Source organism: Chryseobacterium sp. 22543 (genome assembly GCF_052044565.1).
In the GTDB taxonomy this organism is placed as follows: Bacteria; Bacteroidota; Bacteroidia; order Flavobacteriales; family Weeksellaceae; genus Chryseobacterium.
In genome coordinates this window covers 329,659-346,553 of sequence record NZ_JBQENH010000002.1, presented here as the reverse complement: position 1 = coordinate 346,553, position 16,895 = coordinate 329,659, and the positions used below count along the sequence as shown (strand labels likewise).

At 36.9% G+C, this 16,895-nt stretch carries 15 protein-coding genes; 5 read left to right on the top strand and 10 right to left on the bottom strand.

Going from position 1 to position 16,895, the window contains the following annotated elements; genetic code table 11:
• Nucleotides 1–57 precede the first annotated feature (57 nt).
• From ACTJIP_RS07370 to ACTJIP_RS07355, 4 genes are all read right to left on the bottom strand, one after another.
• Nucleotides 58–2,526 (bottom strand): beta-mannosidase, encoded by a 2,469-nt coding sequence (locus tag ACTJIP_RS07370; RefSeq protein ID WP_440704309.1) that lies wholly within the window; start codon nucleotides 2,524–2,526, stop codon nucleotides 58–60.
• A gap of 126 nt (nucleotides 2,527–2,652) precedes the next feature.
• Entirely contained in the window at nucleotides 2,653–3,315 is a 663-nt protein-coding gene (locus ACTJIP_RS07365; protein WP_440704308.1) for a copper homeostasis protein CutC, read from the bottom strand.
• 20 nt (nucleotides 3,316–3,335) lie between these two features.
• Nucleotides 3,336–3,890, bottom strand: a complete 555-nt coding sequence (locus ACTJIP_RS07360) for a hypothetical protein (RefSeq protein WP_440704307.1) — start codon at nucleotides 3,888–3,890, stop codon at nucleotides 3,336–3,338.
• A 47-nt stretch (nucleotides 3,891–3,937) separates the two neighbouring features.
• Nucleotides 3,938–4,936: an isoaspartyl peptidase/L-asparaginase family protein gene (locus ACTJIP_RS07355; protein WP_077415216.1), complete on the bottom strand. Its 999-nt coding sequence runs from the start codon at nucleotides 4,934–4,936 to the stop codon at nucleotides 3,938–3,940.
• A 109-nt stretch (nucleotides 4,937–5,045) separates the two neighbouring features.
• Between ACTJIP_RS07355 and ACTJIP_RS07350 the strand changes: the two genes are divergently transcribed.
• From ACTJIP_RS07350 to ACTJIP_RS07335, 4 genes are all read left to right on the top strand, one after another.
• A complete protein-coding gene (locus ACTJIP_RS07350) occupies nucleotides 5,046–5,651 on the top strand; it encodes a Crp/Fnr family transcriptional regulator (protein WP_077415218.1) in 606 nt (201 codons plus the stop codon).
• 224 nt (nucleotides 5,652–5,875) lie between these two features.
• Nucleotides 5,876–6,241 carry a DUF3302 domain-containing protein gene (locus ACTJIP_RS07345; protein ID WP_077415220.1) on the top strand — a complete coding sequence of 122 codons (366 nt, stop codon included), beginning with the start codon at nucleotides 5,876–5,878 and terminating at the stop codon, nucleotides 6,239–6,241.
• A gap of 5 nt (nucleotides 6,242–6,246) precedes the next feature.
• Entirely contained in the window at nucleotides 6,247–7,404 is a 1,158-nt protein-coding gene (locus tag ACTJIP_RS07340) for an HlyD family secretion protein (protein ID WP_077415222.1), read from the top strand.
• A gap of 1 nt (nucleotide 7,405) precedes the next feature.
• Nucleotides 7,406–8,806 (top strand): TolC family protein, encoded by a 1,401-nt coding sequence (locus ACTJIP_RS07335; RefSeq protein ID WP_180565503.1) that lies wholly within the window; start codon nucleotides 7,406–7,408, stop codon nucleotides 8,804–8,806.
• Nucleotides 8,807–8,856: 50 nt separating this feature from the next.
• Here the strand turns inward: ACTJIP_RS07335 and ACTJIP_RS07330 are convergent, their stop codons facing one another.
• The 6 genes from ACTJIP_RS07330 to ACTJIP_RS07305 form a co-directional block, all read right to left on the bottom strand.
• Nucleotides 8,857–9,345, bottom strand: coding sequence for a DUF6691 family protein (locus ACTJIP_RS07330; protein WP_428168610.1), 489 nt, complete (start codon nucleotides 9,343–9,345; stop codon nucleotides 8,857–8,859).
• A gap of 28 nt (nucleotides 9,346–9,373) precedes the next feature.
• Nucleotides 9,374–9,937: a YeeE/YedE family protein gene (locus tag ACTJIP_RS07325; RefSeq protein WP_077415228.1), complete on the bottom strand. Its 564-nt coding sequence runs from the start codon at nucleotides 9,935–9,937 to the stop codon at nucleotides 9,374–9,376.
• A gap of 11 nt (nucleotides 9,938–9,948) precedes the next feature.
• A complete protein-coding gene (locus tag ACTJIP_RS07320; protein ID WP_440704306.1) occupies nucleotides 9,949–11,373 on the bottom strand; it encodes an MBL fold metallo-hydrolase in 1,425 nt (474 codons plus the stop codon).
• Nucleotides 11,374–11,457: 84 nt separating this feature from the next.
• Nucleotides 11,458–12,252 carry a sulfite exporter TauE/SafE family protein gene (locus tag ACTJIP_RS07315; RefSeq protein ID WP_219072414.1) on the bottom strand — a complete coding sequence of 265 codons (795 nt, stop codon included), beginning with the start codon at nucleotides 12,250–12,252 and terminating at the stop codon, nucleotides 11,458–11,460.
• A 275-nt stretch (nucleotides 12,253–12,527) separates the two neighbouring features.
• The gene (locus ACTJIP_RS07310) at nucleotides 12,528–13,169 is read right to left on the bottom strand and encodes a Crp/Fnr family transcriptional regulator (protein ID WP_180565499.1); all 642 of its coding nucleotides are present in this window, start codon (nucleotides 13,167–13,169) and stop codon (nucleotides 12,528–12,530) included.
• A gap of 18 nt (nucleotides 13,170–13,187) precedes the next feature.
• Nucleotides 13,188–15,452 carry a glycoside hydrolase family 20 protein gene (locus ACTJIP_RS07305; protein ID WP_440704305.1) on the bottom strand — a complete coding sequence of 755 codons (2,265 nt, stop codon included), beginning with the start codon at nucleotides 15,450–15,452 and terminating at the stop codon, nucleotides 13,188–13,190.
• Between the two features lie 234 nt (nucleotides 15,453–15,686).
• Here ACTJIP_RS07305 and ACTJIP_RS07300 point away from each other — a divergent pair, with 234 nt between their 5' ends.
• Nucleotides 15,687–16,496: a DUF4197 domain-containing protein gene (locus ACTJIP_RS07300; protein ID WP_428168614.1), complete on the top strand. Its 810-nt coding sequence runs from the start codon at nucleotides 15,687–15,689 to the stop codon at nucleotides 16,494–16,496.
• The last annotated feature ends 399 nt before the right edge of the window (nucleotides 16,497–16,895 follow it).

The following is a 16,895-nucleotide window of genomic DNA, read 5'->3' as shown; positions in this document are numbered from 1 at the left end:
CATGTCAAGGTTTAGAACCTTGACATGGTTTGACTACTTGAGAGCGTTAGAAAAACATTAGTCCTTCATCACATCCCAAAGACTCATGACTTCAATTTTTTCCAAAGGTTTGGAAAGGGTAATTCTTTTTGAAGTTCCTGGTAACAGATCAAAGAAATTATCACTGAAATGAGTATCTCCGATCAGATAGATATCTTTTGCCAAGACATCTGTTGACATTTCAATTTCAGTGGGTGATATTTTTCTGATTTTAATCTCAGGTTTTGGGAGCTTTATATCTTTTGGTTTATTGAAAAAGAACAGTTTTTGAAGTGCTGCATCTTTTTCGGAACTGATCTTTAAAACAGTTTCAGACAGATTAAACTGAGCCAATTCTGATTTGTTAATGCTTCTAATTTTCTTACTTACATCGGCATTTACAACATCTGAGTGATTGGCTTTCCAAAGTGTTTTTCCTTTGAGGTCAATGAGTTCAAACTTTATATCTGTTTTCAGTTCTTTCAACAGATCGCTTATCAGATAAATATCATAGTTTTTTTCGGTCTCTACAACTGATACCAATACAGGTTCAAAGCTTCTTTTTGCCTGATAATGGAAGGCTTTCCAGTTTCCAAGATAATCTATAGACGACCATGAAACTACAGGCCAGCAGTCGTTAAGCTGCCAATACAGTGTTCCCATATTATAAGGTTTTGCACGGCGGTGAGCTTCGATCGCGATCTGCATTCCTCTTGCCTGCAATAGCTGTGAAACATAATTGTATTGTGTAAAATCTGCAGGAATTTTATAATCGCGTTTCAGGTATTCATTAATAATATCCCAGCCACGGGCATGCTTTTCATGCGCTTTGATGGTTGAGTTTTGTAGATTTAAATCCGGAGTTCCTGAAAACATGGATTTTGTAGTTTCAAGGCTGGGTGTTCCCTGAAAACCATATTCAGACATGAAACGCCCTACTTTTTCGTTGTAAATTTCAAATGGCTGCTCACCCCACCAAACTCCCCAATAATGAGAATCTCCTTCTGTAAGGCTTTCTTTATGTCCCCAGCCAATGGACGGCGAACTCGGCCAATATATATTTTTATCTGACTTCAGGCTTTCTGCCAATGCATTGGGAATCACATCATGGAATAACTTTTTATAGTCTTTCCAAACCTGCAGCGAATCGTTTTTTGAATATTTAAACTGTTTCTGATATCCCCAGTTGACAATAGCTTCATCAATTTCATTATTCCCGCACCACAAAGCAATCGAAGGATGATTCTGAAGTCTGCTGACCTGGTCTTTTACTTCTTCTTTTACATTGTTCAAGAATGCTTCGTCTGCAGGGTAGAAACTTCCTGCAAACATAAAATCCTGCCAGACTAAAATCCCGTTTTCATCGCATGCTTTATAAAACTCATCGTCTTCATAAATACCTCCGCCCCAGATACGGATCATATTCATATTGGCGTCTTTGGTATCTTTGATCAGCTGATGGTATTTTTCTTTGGTCATTCTAGGTGAAAAACTGTCTCCCGGAATCCAGTTGGTTCCTTTAATATATAACGGATGTCCATTCACTTTAAAATAGAACGACTTTCCTTTTTCATCTTTTTCCTGTACCAATTCAACCGTTCTTAATCCTATCCTGATATTTTTACCATCAATATTCTTAAGATCTTTTGAAAGTTTTATTTTAAAATCATAAAGATTAGCATCACCACGTCCGTTAGGTTGCCAAAGCTTCATTCCTTTTGTTTCGTAAGGAACCGAAATTGTATTGATTCCTTTTTTTAAAGATATTTTTTGGTGAATTTTATTAAGATCTAAGGTGTAATCACCTGTATTTTCAGCATAAATTTCTATGTCAAAACGTAAATCATTAATAGTTTTAGAAGTTTTGTTCTGAATATCTTTAACGGTAATAATTTTAGCATTATTCCAGAATTCTAATTGAACATCCTTCCAGATTCCTGCAGTAACAAGCCTTGGTCCCCAATCCCAGCCAAACTGATATTGTGCTTTTCTCACAAAGCTTCTTGGTGATTCCGGCATCGTAAACGAGACTTTTTTAGCCAGTTCTTTTCCGGTATTGACGGCAGATTGAAACTTTACCTGTACGATATTATTACCTGCTTTTAAATATTGTTTTACAGGAATATTCCACTTCCTGAACATATTATCCGTTTTTTTTAAGAGCTTTCCATTAAGATAAACTTCAGAAAATGTATCCAGACCATTAAAAACCAAATCAATATTATCATTTTTCAATTCCTGAGATGAAACCGTAAATTGAGTCTGATAATCCCAATTTTCATTTTCTATCCATTGTACTTTTTTTTCATTTTCATCTTTAAAAGGATCAGGAATAATCTTGTTATTCATCAGATCCAAATGAACTGTTCCCGGTACTTTCGCAGGAAGCCAGTTTTGATCTTTTGAATTTTTAAACTGCCAGTTTTCGGAAGATAAACTTCTCTGGGAAAACTGTGCAGAAAGGATATTCTGCGTGAAAAGAAAAGCAAAAAGGATCGTTCTATTCATCAATAAATTTGTTTTGTATCATTACAATACCAGTGATTTTGTCATTCCGAGGAACGAAGGAATCTCTACTCTAAGAATTTAGATTCCTGCTGCGCTTGGAATGACAAACTGAGCGTATATCATTTATTATTTACTCTTCAATGCAGCCACCTCATCCGGATTGGCAAAAGCCCCGCCATCAGTAATTGCAGAAGAATGGAAGTAATCTGCATTTGTAGTTGCTCTTATTTCTTCAATATTGGATGAACGAAGTCCACCTCCTATAAGTATTTCTATTCTTCCATCGGAAAGTTCAACCAGCTTTTTCAGATTTTCTTTTCCTTCTGATACATTGGGTTTCTGGCCGGAAGTAAGAATGGTTGTAAAGCCGCATTCAATTACTTTTTCTAACGATTCTTCCAGGCTTGCAGCACGGTCAAAGGCACGGTGGAAAGTACATGGAAGCGGTGCAGCCAGTTCTACTAATGTTTTATTCTGTTCAATATTAACCTCATCATTTTCGTCGAGAATACCGAATACAAAGCCATCTGCCTTTAAAGATTTCAAATAAACCAAATCATTTTTCATCTGTTCAAATTCTGAATCAGAATAAGTAAAATCTCCTCCTCTAGGACGGATCATTACAAAAATTGGGATATTAATTTTTTCATGAAGCTTTTCCATGGTTTCAAAATCCGGGGTTGTACCACCTTCACTGAGACCGTCACATAATTCTATTCTGTCAGCTCCGTTTTCAAAAGCAATCATTGCTGATTCAGGATTAAAACACGCTATTTCTATCTTTGACATTGTATTATATCTGTTTAATTCTATTTTGGTTCGTCCTGCAATACATCTGCAATGAGAAAGGAACCGTTTTCTTTTACTACTTTTATTACTGAAGGATATTTCGCTTTAAAACCATCATCAACCAACACTACATTAAAGGTATATTCATCTTTTGAGGAAGATTTTAAATCACAGCTTCCGACTTCAATCTTATTCCAATCCTGAGCCGTAATTAAGAAACCTACTCCAATCCCTGATTTACTCGTATCAAATTTCGATTTCCACTTATCCTGAAACTCTTTTTCTGTAAGGCTTCCATCTACATCCATATCTACATTTGTTGCATCCGTTTTATAATCGAAATAATCTTTGGTTGTGATCTTCTGCATACTCTTTTCTTCACTTCCGATATCAGCTTTAAAATAATCAACAATGCTCTTTTCCAACCATTTTTTTGCATCTTCTACTTCATTGGATTCATTATTTAAAACTACTTTTTTTTCTGTCTGCTGTAGTTCTATGGCTGTTTTCATCTCCTTCTTTTCTTCTTTGCATGCAATAATCAGAAATAAAGAAGCGATAATCGTTCTTTTCATATTTGTTGTATGTTTTGGATAAAGCTCATTCCTATTGAATTTTTAAATTATTTCAAAGCAAATTCCGGTTTCTCAAGGCGGTTTCCTTTCTGATCATAAACGGCAAAGTTGAATCCGTCCTGAATACAGTAAGAACCATATTCTCCCTGTTTATTAATCGCAATAAAGCCTACCTGAATGTCTTTTAGGTTTTTGTTTCTTCGCTGTGCGATTTTTACAATTCTGTCTACTGCTTCTTTGCAGGCTTCCTGTGGATTTCTACCCTGTCTCATCAGTTCAACCACAAGATGGGTTCCTACCGTTCTTATCACTTCTTCGCCATGACCGGTTGCCGTAGCCGCTCCTACTTCATTATCTACAAACAGGCCTGCTCCGATAATGGGGGAATCTCCTACTCTTCCATGCATTTTAAAAGCCATTCCGCTGGTTGTACATGCTCCGGAAAGGTTTCCCTGGGCATCCAACGCGATCATTCCTATGGTATCGTGATTTTCAATATTGGCTATGGGCTTATACTGGCTGGTTTTTAACCATTCTTTCCATTCTTTTTCAGATTCCGGAGTGAGAAGATTTTCTTTTTTAAATCCTTGTGAAAGGGCAAACTGCAATGCTCCGTCACCTACCAGCATAACATGGGGTGTTTTTTCCATAACTGCTCTGGCAACGGAAATAGGGTTTTTCACATGCTCCAGACATGCTACTGAACCAATATTATAATTTTCATCCATGATACAGGCATCCAGCGTTACTCTTCCATCTCTGTCCGGACGGCCTCCATACCCCACACTTCTTTCTTTAGGATCTAATTCTACAAGACGAACTCCTTTTTCTACTGCATCCAAAGCCTTTCCTCCTTTTCCAAGGATCGTCCATGCTTCTTCGTTAGCTTTTAATCCGAAATTCCAGGTAGAAAGGACAATCGGTTTATTTACAGCTGTGACAATAGGTTCAGGTAATTCGGCAGCCATTAGATCCAGTGGGTTTACGGCAAGTGCGGCTGTTGCAATTCCCAGTTTTTTAATAAAACTTCTTCGGTTATTGTTCATGGTATCTCAAATTGTATAATACCCACAAATCTAAAAAAAACTTCTATGAAATCCTCATGGCGGCTCAACGAATATCCGTGTATTATTTTTATTTATCTTTACTGCTGTAATGGACTCATTTAAAACTTTCAGAAATATCTCTTTTTTTCAGGAACTTTCTGATGAAGAAATTACTATTTTGGTTAATATCAGTACCCCAAAATTGCTTCAAAGAAAAGAAAAGCTTACAGAACCCGGCAAGTCTTTTAATCAATTATTCATTCTTTCCCATGGATTATTAAGGTTTTTCTTTGATGATGAAGACGGCGTTGAAAGCAATCTTTTTCTCCCTTCTGAAAAGGAAGCTGCCATTATGGAAAGCCCGGAGTCATATGCTAATAAAAATGAAGGAAAATATACTATAGAAGCCGTATTGGAAAGTCAGATTTTCCTTTTCAACAAGAATGAATTTGAAGAAGCTGCATTTCAGAACAGAGGGATTTATAATGTATATCTCAAATCTTTGAAACAGATCATCAGTATATTAAAAGTACGTACAGAACAGTTTTGTTCTACTTCCCCGCATTCCCGGTATGAAGAGTTTCTGGAAACCCGTCCTTTTACTTCACAGAATGCCAACAGAAAGTATATTGCTAATTTTCTGGGTATCACTCCCAACTCACTTTCAAGAATGACAGCCCGTATCCATAAAAAAAGGAACGAAAGAAAAAAATAACTTAGGAATACTTTTTCTCACTTTATTCATTCTATTTTTGCTTACTCAAAACACTATTATACCATTAATTAAAAAGCAAAATGAGAAAAATATCACCTAAAAAAACGACTTATTATTGAATTACCTTTAATATTTCTTAAGATTCACAGTAATCGGCAGGTTAAATACTGACCGCCAGGTTACAACCTTGTTTACATTTTATTATTACCTCATACAATTATTTTATGCAAAGAATATCCTTACTTCTTTGCCTGTTATTATCATGCAATTTTGTTCAGGCATCAACAGGCAGCTTAGAAGATAATATAGCAAATTCTGCTTCTTGGTTAATTTTACTTGTTTTACCTATTGCAGGAATTTATCTTTTCTGGAAAGTTCATATCTATCCGGAAAAAGTAGCTGAGAAAAAAAAACATCCTCAGCTGAACGCCATAAAAAGTATGTGCCTCCTTTCCCTTGTTTTCGGAGGCCTTTTATGGCCGATTGCGTTAATCTGGGCCAACTATGATTACGGAAACCCAGAACCCCCTAAAAAAGACATGGATAACACAGATTCTACTGAAGAAGAATTTAAAACCCTCGAAAATTAACAAATATGCTGGAACTACTCGTCGCAATATATGCCGGAATATGCTGGCTCCTTATTAAAAAATTAAAACTGATCCCTTGGACATTTACCACACAGGTGGTGGTATATTCATTACCTATCTTCGGATCTATTGCTTTGATATTAAGCTTAAATTACTACTGTCCTATCACTTCTGATGTAAAGGTGGGAAACAGGAGTGTGGATATTACCACTCAGGTTTTAGGGAAAGTGAAAAAAGTATATGTCACCACTAATCAGGAAGTAAAAAAGGGAGACACTTTATTTGTACTGGACAGAGAGCCTTATGTACAGGAAATCAAATCTCTGGAAGCTAAACTAAGCAATATGAAAGCTACTGTAAGTTCTTATAATACAGACATCTCAGCTTCCAGGAAAAATATTGCAGGTTTACAGTCACAGCTGGATCTAGCTAATAAAAGAGCAGTTCAGTATAAGGAATTGGTGGAAGCAGGAGCGGCTAATAAATTTGATCTTGAGCAGGCAGTCACCAATGTACAGGATCTGCAGTCCAGAATCAGTGCTGCACAGTCACAGCAACAATCTTTGGAGACTAAATCCAATGCTTCTTATGGTGGAGAAAATTCATCGGTATCTGAAATTCAGGCAAAGCTGGATCAGGCAAAATGGAATCTTTCCCAAACCGTTGTTCTGGCTCCCACCGATGGAGTAATTCCCAATGTTCAGTTGAATGAAGGAGCAATCATGGCACCTTTTAAATCTGCTTTCGTTCTGATTCAGAAGCAACAGTCAGTGATTGGATTTTTTGCCCAGAACGAACTGGAAACGGTAAAAAACGGTGATGAAGTGGAGCTGGCTCTTAAAACAGAACCGGGAAAAGTAGTGAAGGCCAGACTTGAATACGTGATTGATGCTACCAGCCAGGGAATTATGAATAATGCAGGAGGAATGTTGGGAGGAAACGGTTCTACAGCGGGGCTTCCTGATACTGCGAGACAATTACCGGAAACTGATGGGAAACTTATCGCCAAGTTTGTATTGGAAGATAGCCAGAAACAGCTTACCGTCGGGGCAAGGGGAACGGCTGTCATTTATTCTGACCATATCAAACCGCTTCATCTTATCCGAAAAGTAATGGTACGTGTCAGCAGTAAAATCAACTATCTGATTCCTAAACTTCATTAACATGTACAAGAAATTAATTTTATTGGGTGTACTTTCCGTAAGTTTAAGTTCATGCCTTGGCTATAAAGAGCCAACTAAGGAAAATATAAACCAGCTTAAAGAAAAGAGTGAAATTGCTTCTCATATAGAAATCCCGGATGAATGGATCTTCGACAGAAAAGCGAACTCCAGATCCATTTCCTATGACTGGATCAATGATCTTAAAACACCTCAACTGGAAACCCTGATTAATGAAGGAATGGTATACAATGCTGATCTGATTATTGCAAAGGAAAAACTGAATCAGATTGAACTGGCAATGGAAATTGCAGGAAGTGATCTTTATCCCAGTGTAAGCGCAGTAGCCAATACTTCTAATAATTTAGTAAGTGACAGCCAGATCAGGCGTCTTGCATTAAAAGCTAATTGGGAGATTGATCTTTGGGGGAAAAACAAATCTTCACAGATGGCAAGCACCAGCAATTATTTTTCTGCAAAACATCAGAATACCTTGCTGCATCAATCTATCGCCGGGATGATTGCTAAAGCTTATTTTCTGAATATCGCAGGAAATATTCAGGAAGATAAGATTGAAAGTTACATTCAGAAATCTAAAGACCTGGAAAAGCTATATGTTATTCAAAAGAAGGTTGGAACAGCAAATGCTTTGGATATCTCTAATATAACAGGAGAGATTATTTCCCTGCAAGGCTATCTGGAAAAGGTAAAAAATGCGAATGCACAATCCAGAAGATCACTGGAACTGCTCACCGGAAAATATCCGGAAGGGAAACTGGCAACCCAAAACTTTTTTAATCCTGCCGGGAATAGTATTCCTGAGTCTTTTCCTCTTGAACTTTTGGAAAACAGATCAGACATACAGGCCAGTCATTTTCAGATTGAAAAGGCTTTTTATGAAGTACAGCAGGCAAAGGCAGCAAGACTTCCTTCATTGAACATAACTTCATCTCTTGGATCTGCCGGAAGTAATGTGGAATCTATCAATTCTTTATTTTCAAGTCCCTTATTAAAAGTGGGTGGCGGATTGGTTTCTCCGCTATTCAACAGCGGAAAATTAAAAAAGAATGTGGAAATAAAAACTTCCCAGCAGAAACAGGTTGTTGAAGAATATTCAAAAGCTGTTCTGAATGCTTTGAACGAAGTGGAGTCTTCTTTGGCCAATCTCCGTTCTATTGAAAAACAGATTACTTTTACTACTAAGGCCGTCAATGAGCTGAAAAATAATATTACGCTCACCGAGAAACAAATAAAAGTAGGCACAAACAACAGTTTTGTATTGATCCGTAAACAGAGGGATCTCCTGAAAAACGAAATGAACCTCATCAGTCTGGAGCTTCAGTACAGAATAGAGCGCATTAATCTTTATATGGCTTTAGGCGCAGAGAACTTCATTTATTCATAATTTTATACTTAAAAGACTGCAGATTATTTTCTACAGTCTTTTTTAAGATATTAATGGGGTAATCTGTCTCTGAAATATCCATATACCCATGTTCCTGCAACAGCACTCAACAGAGTAACAGATACTGCCAAAGCTCCTGTTCCGATCTGAGCAAAAAGAGGTCCGGGACAAGCTCCGGTGATGGCCCATCCAAAACCAAATATCAATCCTCCATAAATCTGACCTTTATTGAACTTCTTGGGAGCCAGTGTAATGGGTTCGCCATATATTGTTTTTATCTTGAATTTCTTGATCAACTCTACAGAAATCATTCCCACTAATACAGCACTTCCGATGATTCCGTACATATGGAAAGACTGCAGACGGAACATTTCCTGTATTCTGAACCAGCTGATCACTTCCGCTTTCACAAATATAATCCCGAAAATAATTCCTGCAGCAAGGTATTTCAGGTTGTGATACCATTGATGCGTAAGCTTACTTTCATTTACACAAACAGTATCCTGAAGGCGTATATCTTGTTCTTTTTCTTTTATCATTATTTCAAATTCTCTTTACAAATTAAACTTACAGGGAAAGGATCACAGGCAGAATAAGATTGGCCATTACAAAACCTCCGATCATAAAACAGATTGTTGCCACCAAAGAAGGCCACTGCAAATTGGAAAGCCCCATAATTGCATGCCCGCTGGTACATCCTCCTGCATATCTTGTTCCGAAACCTACTAAAAAACCACCACCAACCATTGTGATAAATCCTTTCCAGGTCAGCAGATTTTCAAAATTCATCAGTTGTACCGGGATCAGACTGCTGTAATCTGTAATTCCGTAGCCTGCCAGTTCGGTTTTCAGATCAGGATTAACTATTATTTCTGCAGGATTAAGCAAAAAATTGGCAGCAATCATCCCTCCGAAGAAGATTCCTAGTACAAAAAATAAATTCCAGGCTTCTTTTTTCCAGTCGTATTTGAAAAAGTTCACATTTGCCGGTATACAGGCAGCACAGACATGCCTCAGCGAAGAGCTTATTCCAAAGGATTTATTTCCCATCAGCAATAAGGCAGGAACGGTAAGACCAATTAATGGGCCTGCAATATACCATGGCCACGGTTCTTTTATAATCTCCAGCATTTTTTCTTTTTTTAATCTAATTTATTTAAAATTTTAGTCTGACACACAAAATCACTTTTAGGAATACTTTTAGTGGATGCAATAGCTTTAAAACCTCCTTCAATTTCTGTAAAATTCCTATATCCTCTTGCCTGAAGGATGCTTGCGGCCATTGTACTTCTGTATCCGCTTCCACAATGCATATAAAAATGTTCTTCCGCCCGTAATTCATTAATCCATTCATTAATATACGCTAAAGGCATGCTGTAGGCTTCATGAATATGTTCTGCATTGTATTCACTTTCTTTTCTTATATCAATGATTTTTTCTTCTTTTTCTTTTATTTTGGTTTCAAACTGTTCTGCAGAAATTCGGTTGATAAAGTCTGTTTCTTTTCCATTCATTTCCCAAGCTTTAAATCCACCTTCCAAAAATCCTAAAATATGATCAAATCCCACTCTGCTTAATCTTGTTACCGCTTCTTCTTCAGTTCCTTTTTCCGTTACCAGAAGAATAGGTTGGTTTACATCAGCAATTAAAGCTCCTACCCAAGGGGCAAAATCACCATCCAGTCCTATATTTACCGACTGTGGGATAAAACCTTTTGCAAATTCACGATTGTTTCTTACATCTAAAATTAAAGCTCCTGAAACTTCAGCAATTTCCTCAAACTGTTCCGGAGCAAGAGCATGCAATCCCTGAGAAAGAACTTCATCAAAACTGTTGTATCCTTTTTTATTCATCATAACATTCATTGCAAAATAAGCAGGAGGAGGTAAAAGTCCATCTGTTACTTCTTTTATAAAACTTTGTCTGTCTTTTTGATTCAAAGCATAATTGGTTCTTTTCTGGTTTCCCAATGTATCTATCGTTTCTTTCTGCATATTTTTACCACAGGCAGAACCGGCCCCGTGGGCAGGATATACAGTAATATCATCATGTAAAGGCAAAATTTTATGATACAAACTGTCATATAAAAGTCCTGCCAGTTCTTCCTGAGTCATATTCGCTCCTTTCTGTGCCAGATCCGGACGGCCTACATCTCCAAGGAATAAGGTATCACCGCTGAAAAGTGCTTTTTCAACGCCATTTTCGTCCATCAAGAGATAACATGAGCTCTCAAGAGTGTGTCCAGGTGTATGAAGGACTTTAATTTTAATATCTCCTATTTCAAATATCTGATGATCTTCTGCAATGATGGCCTTAAACTCAGGATTTGCGCTCGGTCCATACACAATCGGAGCTCCGGTTTTATGGCTTAAATCAAGATGCCCGCTTACGAAATCTGCATGAAAATGAGTCTCAAAAATATATTTCAACTGTACTCCATCTTCCTGCAATCTGTTGATATAAGGCTGTGTTTCTCTTAAAGGATCAATAATTACTGCTTCCCCAGCTGAAGTAATGTAGTAAGCTCCCTGCGCAAGACATCCTGTATAAATCTGTTCTATTTTCATTATATATTTTTTTTGATTTTGTTATCTGATACAAATTTCCTGCTTTATTTTTTCCTCTACAGCTACTTTTGTTACATAAGAAATTTAAAAGAATATTTCTTTAGACATAATATAAATGCCCATGATAAGGATAAACCATCCGAATGCCGGTTTCAGTTTTTTACCGTCTATCTTTTTTGATAACTGTGAACCTATTACAATTCCTGCAATGGCAATTGTTGTAATAGAGATCAATAGTTTCCATTCTATTTTTACTTGATTTACAGAAGAGAAGAAGCCTATCAAAGAATTGAAGGAAATAATGACCAAAGAAGTTCCTATCGCAATCTTCATTGGAATTTTCAAAAGGTTGACTAACGCAGGAATGATCATAAAACCACCTCCTGCTCCTACCAATCCGGTCAGAACGCCTACAACAGAACCCTGCCCAGCTGCCAGCAAAGCATTATTCTTATCCAAAGTCCTTTCTGGAAGTTTTTCTGAAACATTACTTTTTATCATTTTATAAGAAGCCAGAATCATCAGACCTGCAAAAACCAATAATAAAAAAATATCTCTGGTAATGATAAAGTTTTGCACTCTGAGCACCTCTTCCGGAATAAAAGGAAGAAGATATATTCTGGTCAGAAAAATGGAAATCACAGAAGGAATTCCAAATATCATTGCCATTTTAAAATTGACCAACCCTTTTTTAAAATACGACATTGACCCCACCAAACTGCTTACTCCCACTATAAAAAGGGAATATTCCGTTGCCAGAAAGGCATCGAGACCAAAGAGATAAACCAAAACGGGAACGGTGAGAATACTTCCTCCACCTCCGATCAGACCGAGAGAGATCCCGATTAAAACTGCTGCTGCATATCCTATAATTTCCATTTCACTATTCAAATAATTCTGATACAAAAATGGGAAAGTGAGGGGAAGGCTACAGCTACTTTTGTTACATAAGGAAAGGTTTAACACGAATGAGCACTAATATGTTCACAAAGGACACAAGAGATTATGTTGGGAGATAGAGTAATCTTTCAACTTTGAGATTGCTTTACTTTTGGTTTGTGATGATCATTGACCATCCCGTCAAAAATTCTCTGAATTTTTGCCCCCTCCAAAGGATGGGAATTTGAGTATCCTTTATTAAAATGAGGTATAGTTTATGAATTGAGGGTTTTTAAAAGGGTGATTTTGTTTCTGCCTAATTTCAGTCTTCCTTCTTCTTCAAGCTGTTTTAGGAGTCTGGAAACTACTACTCTTGCGGTTCCCAGCTCATTCGCAAGCTGCTCATGAGTTGTGTTAATGGTTTCAGAATGGATAAGTTCTGATTTTTTCTGCAGCAGATTCAACAGTCTTTCATCTACTTTTTTGAAAGCAATGGCATTGATGATATCCAATAGTTCTTCAAATCTTTTATGATACAATCTGAAGATATAGTCTAACCATTCCGGGTGTTCTTTGATGAATAAAGACACTTTGTCTACAGGCAGAAAAAGGATTTCCGCATCTTCCTCAATCTCGGCCCTTACAATGCTTTTTTCATTGTGCATCCCGCCAAGAAAAGACATGATACAGCTTTCTCCCGCTTTGATGTAGTACAGTAAAATTTCACGTCCGTCTTCTTCTGTCCTGATGACTTTCAGCATTCCTTTCATCACAATAGGAATGGAACGAATGGAAGCATTTTCATCTAATATAATATCTCCTTCATGATAGCTTTTGGTTGTACCATATTGATACAGCTTTTCTACCAGATCCGGTGATGATGAAAATTCGGAAGAAAGTACGGTATCGTCCTGCATTTTTTATTTCTAATAAAGCTAATTTACACCAATTTCATCAACAAACAACCATGCTTTTGAATCTGCTCCTGGGTTTCCTGCCGGAATGATTCCTGCATTTTCAATACTTACCTTCAGGAATTTTGCATTTTGTGTTCTTACGTTCAATTTGACTTTTCCTTTGGCATTTTGGATCTCTGCAGCAGCAATTTCCTTGATCATTTTAAAATTCTTACCGTCATCAGAAACGAAAATTTTTGCAGATCTGGCAAGGTGAATCCAGCTTCCTTTATTTTCAAGAGTATTGAAATAAACTTCTGAAAAAGCTGTTTTCTGTCCAAAATCTATAGTTGCCACCACATCTTTCCCCTGAAAACCAAGCCATGTTTTACCCAACTGTTTTACATTTCCAATAATACCGTCAACTAAAGTAAAAGCGCCTCCGAAAGAATAATTCTCACTGGGCTGCTGTTCAAGACTTATACTTTTCCCTGTGGTCTTTGAAATGGTAAATTGTTGAGTAGAAACAGCGCTTTTCAACTGGCCGTCTTCAAAATAAGCAGATTTTATCGTTAAAGAATTAGGAATCTGTACAGCATTCTGATAGGTTTTAGAATTGATGGAAGGATCTGTTCCGTCCAACGTGTACCTGATCCCACTTGAGTTTTGTGAAGTTGACAGTTCATAAGCAATTCCGTTATTTGAAGGAATTACTTTTCCGGTGATATTATAAATACTCTTTGCATAGTTCACCTTCATCTTATCCAGAACTTTAAACTGGTTGATTACCCTGTTTTCAAATTCTTTATAATTTTTGGGGTCCGATGTTCCCCAGCCTACTTCAGAAAGTGCCATTAATCTTGGAAAGATCATATATTGCACCTGTTTAAAGTCTAAAATATATTCTGTCCATAAATTGGCCTGAACTCCCATGATATATTTTGCCTGTTCTGCATTCAGTTCGGAAGGAATAGGATTATAAGAATATACTTTGTCTAAAGGAGTAAAACCTCCAAAAGCATTTGGCTCTGACTGCGGATCTCCCTGATAATGGTCGAAATAACAATATGCTCCGGGCGTCATTACAGCAAAGTGCTTTGATTTTGCAGCTTCAATACCTCCGTTTACACCAGTCCAGCTCATTACAGCAGCATTGGGTGCCAATCCTCCTTCTAAAATTTCGTCCCAGCCAATGATTTTTCGTCCTTTGCTGTTGACATATTTTTCAATTCTATGAATGAAATAGCTTTGTAAGCCATGCTCATCTTTTAAGTTATTTTTCTTAATTAATTCCTGACAGTGTGCACATTCTTTCCATCTCGTCTTCGGGCATTCGTCACCGCCGATGTGAATATATTTGGATGGGAATAGCTTCATCACCTCGTCCAAAACGTTCTCCAGGAACATAAATGTTTCATCCTTCGGACAGAAAACATCATCAAAAACACCCCATTTCGTAGCGGCTTCAAAAGGCCCTTTTGTACAGGCCAATTCAGGATATGCGGATAAAGCAGCCAAAGCATGGCCCGGCATTTCGATTTCCGGAACTACTATGATATGTCTGTCCTGAGCATATTTTACCACCTCTTTTATTTGTTCCTGGGTATAAAAATAAGGTCCGTATGGCTTTCCGTCAAAAGTATTATCAACATAAGCTCCAATCATGGATTCTTTACGTTTTGATCCAATCTGAGTAAGCTTTGGATATTTTTTTATTTCAATTCTCCATCCCTGGTCATCTGTTAAATGCCAATGGAAAGTATTCAGTTTGTACATGGCCAGATAGTCGATATACTGTTTCACCTCATCCACTGTGAAAAAGTGACGGCATACATCCAGATGCATTCCTCTCCAGGCAAACTTCGGCTGATCTTCAATCTTCATTGCCGGAATTTTTTTTGTTTCTTTAAACTGCTCAATAATCTGAACTAAAGTTTGAAGAGCCAGAAAATATCCTTGCTTGGTATAAGACTTTACATGAATTTGGTTTGGAGAAATTTCTATTGAGTAATATTCTTTTTTCTGTTCAGCATCTGCCGGAGAAAGCGGAGGAATCATAGAACTCGTTAAATGAATACCACCACTCTTCTGAGCATATTGAAATTCGAACTGAGATCCTATCCTTTTTTTGAAATATTCTGTTTCCTCTTTTGGCAGATCACCACTTAATACGAATTTTTCAGGAATGATAAATTCTCCCTGTAAAGATTCAACTTTTTGAGGGTAAGGGATTAGATTCAATTTATTTTGGGCTAAAATCACGTTTGAAATCAATACAAAAAATACTAAAAAAGTCCGTATCATTGGAAGTGGTTAAGGTTTGAGCTAAGATAATTATTTTTCAAAACTCTTGGGGTCTTTTTAAAAACAAAATTTAAGCACCTTCAATTGTTTAGATTCTTATGAATGGACAATTTACCATTTGCTAAAACATGTTCTTAGATATTCTTCTATTATATTCTGTACATTATGGTTTGCTTTTTGATCAACTTAGACGACTTAAAAAAATTAAAAGATTTAAATTTGTAAAAAAATAAGATGAAAAAAAACATTTTTCTGGCAGCCGGATTATTATTCTCAATGTCAACACAGGCACAGATTTTCGATATCATAAAATCTGCCGTTAAAGATAAAACAGGTGTAGATCTGAATGCTCCGGTAAAAACTAACGGTACTAAAGCCACTACCACCACAACTTCCAGTCAGACTAATAATTCATCTGCCAATCTTGGAAACCTTACTTCTACCCAGATTTCTTCAGGTTTAAAAGAAGCTTTAAGCATGGGGGTAACGGACGGAGTCAAAAAACTGGCGATTACAGATGGTTTTTTTAAAAATGAAGCGGTAAAAATTTTAATGCCTGAAAAATTAAGAAAGATCGACACTACTTTACGTTCCATCGGTATGGGAAGCCTTGCTGATGAAGGTGTGAAATTATTAAACAGAGCTGCTGAAGATGCCGTAACGGAAGCTGCTCCTATTTTCACCAACGCTATTACCTCTATGACCATTACGGATGCCAAGAATATTTTATTGGGCAGTAATAACGCAGCAACAAGTTATCTTCAGGGGAAAACCCAATCTCAGCTGTTCAGTGCTTTTCAGCCTAAAGTAAAAGCCTCATTAGGAAAAGTAGGAGCTGATACGCTTTGGAAAAATCTGATTTCAAAATATAATACTTTTACGGGACAGTCTGTAACAACAGATCTTAACGAATATGTTACTACAGAAACCATCAACGGCGTATTCAAAATGGTAGCCGATAAAGAAAGCGGAATCAGAAATACACCTGCAATGAGGACGACAAGCATTTTGCAGAAGGTATTTGGGGCTCAGGATGGGAAATAATTAAGAGGTTGAATGACCTACTAACCGTTAAAATATATAAAAGCTGTTTCATTGATGAGGCAGCTTTTTTGTTGGGTTTTAATTTCTTTTGTCTTGAAACAAAAGAAACAAAAATTCAAGACTGGGACCTCTCCGCTAAAAATAATTCCTGCTCTCTAAAAATTCTAAACTTGCGCGAAGTCATTATTTCTTAATTGGTACTGAATTCGTCTAGCGCTTCGGACAGGAGAATTTTCTTAACGTTCACAGGATTATTTTCTTAACGCTACGATTTCCTATGTCGCTTTAGGGTCATCATTAGAGATATTTGTCAAATTTTAAATGATAAAAAAACTGTTTTATGTTGAGGCAGCTTTTTTGTTGGGTTTTAATTTCTTTTGTCTTGAAACAAAAGAAACA

Coding starts and splice junctions, on each gene's coding strand:
- ACTJIP_RS07365 (WP_440704308.1), bottom strand. CDS start 3,315: ATGTCAAAGATAGAAATAGCGTGTTTTAATCCTGAATCAGCAATGATT.
- ACTJIP_RS07310 (WP_180565499.1), bottom strand. CDS start 13,169: ATGCAGGACGATACCGTACTTTCTTCCGAATTTTCATCATCACCGGAT.
- ACTJIP_RS07320 (WP_440704306.1), bottom strand. CDS start 11,373: ATGAAAATAGAACAGATTTATACAGGATGTCTTGCGCAGGGAGCTTAC.
- ACTJIP_RS07330 (WP_428168610.1), bottom strand. CDS start 9,345: ATGATAAAAGAAAAAGAACAAGATATACGCCTTCAGGATACTGTTTGT.
- ACTJIP_RS07335 (WP_180565503.1), top strand. CDS start 7,406: ATGTACAAGAAATTAATTTTATTGGGTGTACTTTCCGTAAGTTTAAGT.
- ACTJIP_RS07305 (WP_440704305.1), bottom strand. CDS start 15,452: ATGATACGGACTTTTTTAGTATTTTTTGTATTGATTTCAAACGTGATT.
- ACTJIP_RS07325 (WP_077415228.1), bottom strand. CDS start 9,937: ATGCTGGAGATTATAAAAGAACCGTGGCCATGGTATATTGCAGGCCCA.
- ACTJIP_RS07350 (WP_077415218.1), top strand. CDS start 5,046: ATGGACTCATTTAAAACTTTCAGAAATATCTCTTTTTTTCAGGAACTT.
- ACTJIP_RS07345 (WP_077415220.1), top strand. CDS start 5,876: ATGCAAAGAATATCCTTACTTCTTTGCCTGTTATTATCATGCAATTTT.
- ACTJIP_RS07360 (WP_440704307.1), bottom strand. CDS start 3,890: ATGAAAAGAACGATTATCGCTTCTTTATTTCTGATTATTGCATGCAAA.
- ACTJIP_RS07340 (WP_077415222.1), top strand. CDS start 6,247: ATGCTGGAACTACTCGTCGCAATATATGCCGGAATATGCTGGCTCCTT.
- ACTJIP_RS07300 (WP_428168614.1), top strand. CDS start 15,687: ATGAAAAAAAACATTTTTCTGGCAGCCGGATTATTATTCTCAATGTCA.
- ACTJIP_RS07370 (WP_440704309.1), bottom strand. CDS start 2,526: ATGAATAGAACGATCCTTTTTGCTTTTCTTTTCACGCAGAATATCCTT.
- ACTJIP_RS07315 (WP_219072414.1), bottom strand. CDS start 12,252: ATGGAAATTATAGGATATGCAGCAGCAGTTTTAATCGGGATCTCTCTC.
- ACTJIP_RS07355 (WP_077415216.1), bottom strand. CDS start 4,936: ATGAACAATAACCGAAGAAGTTTTATTAAAAAACTGGGAATTGCAACA.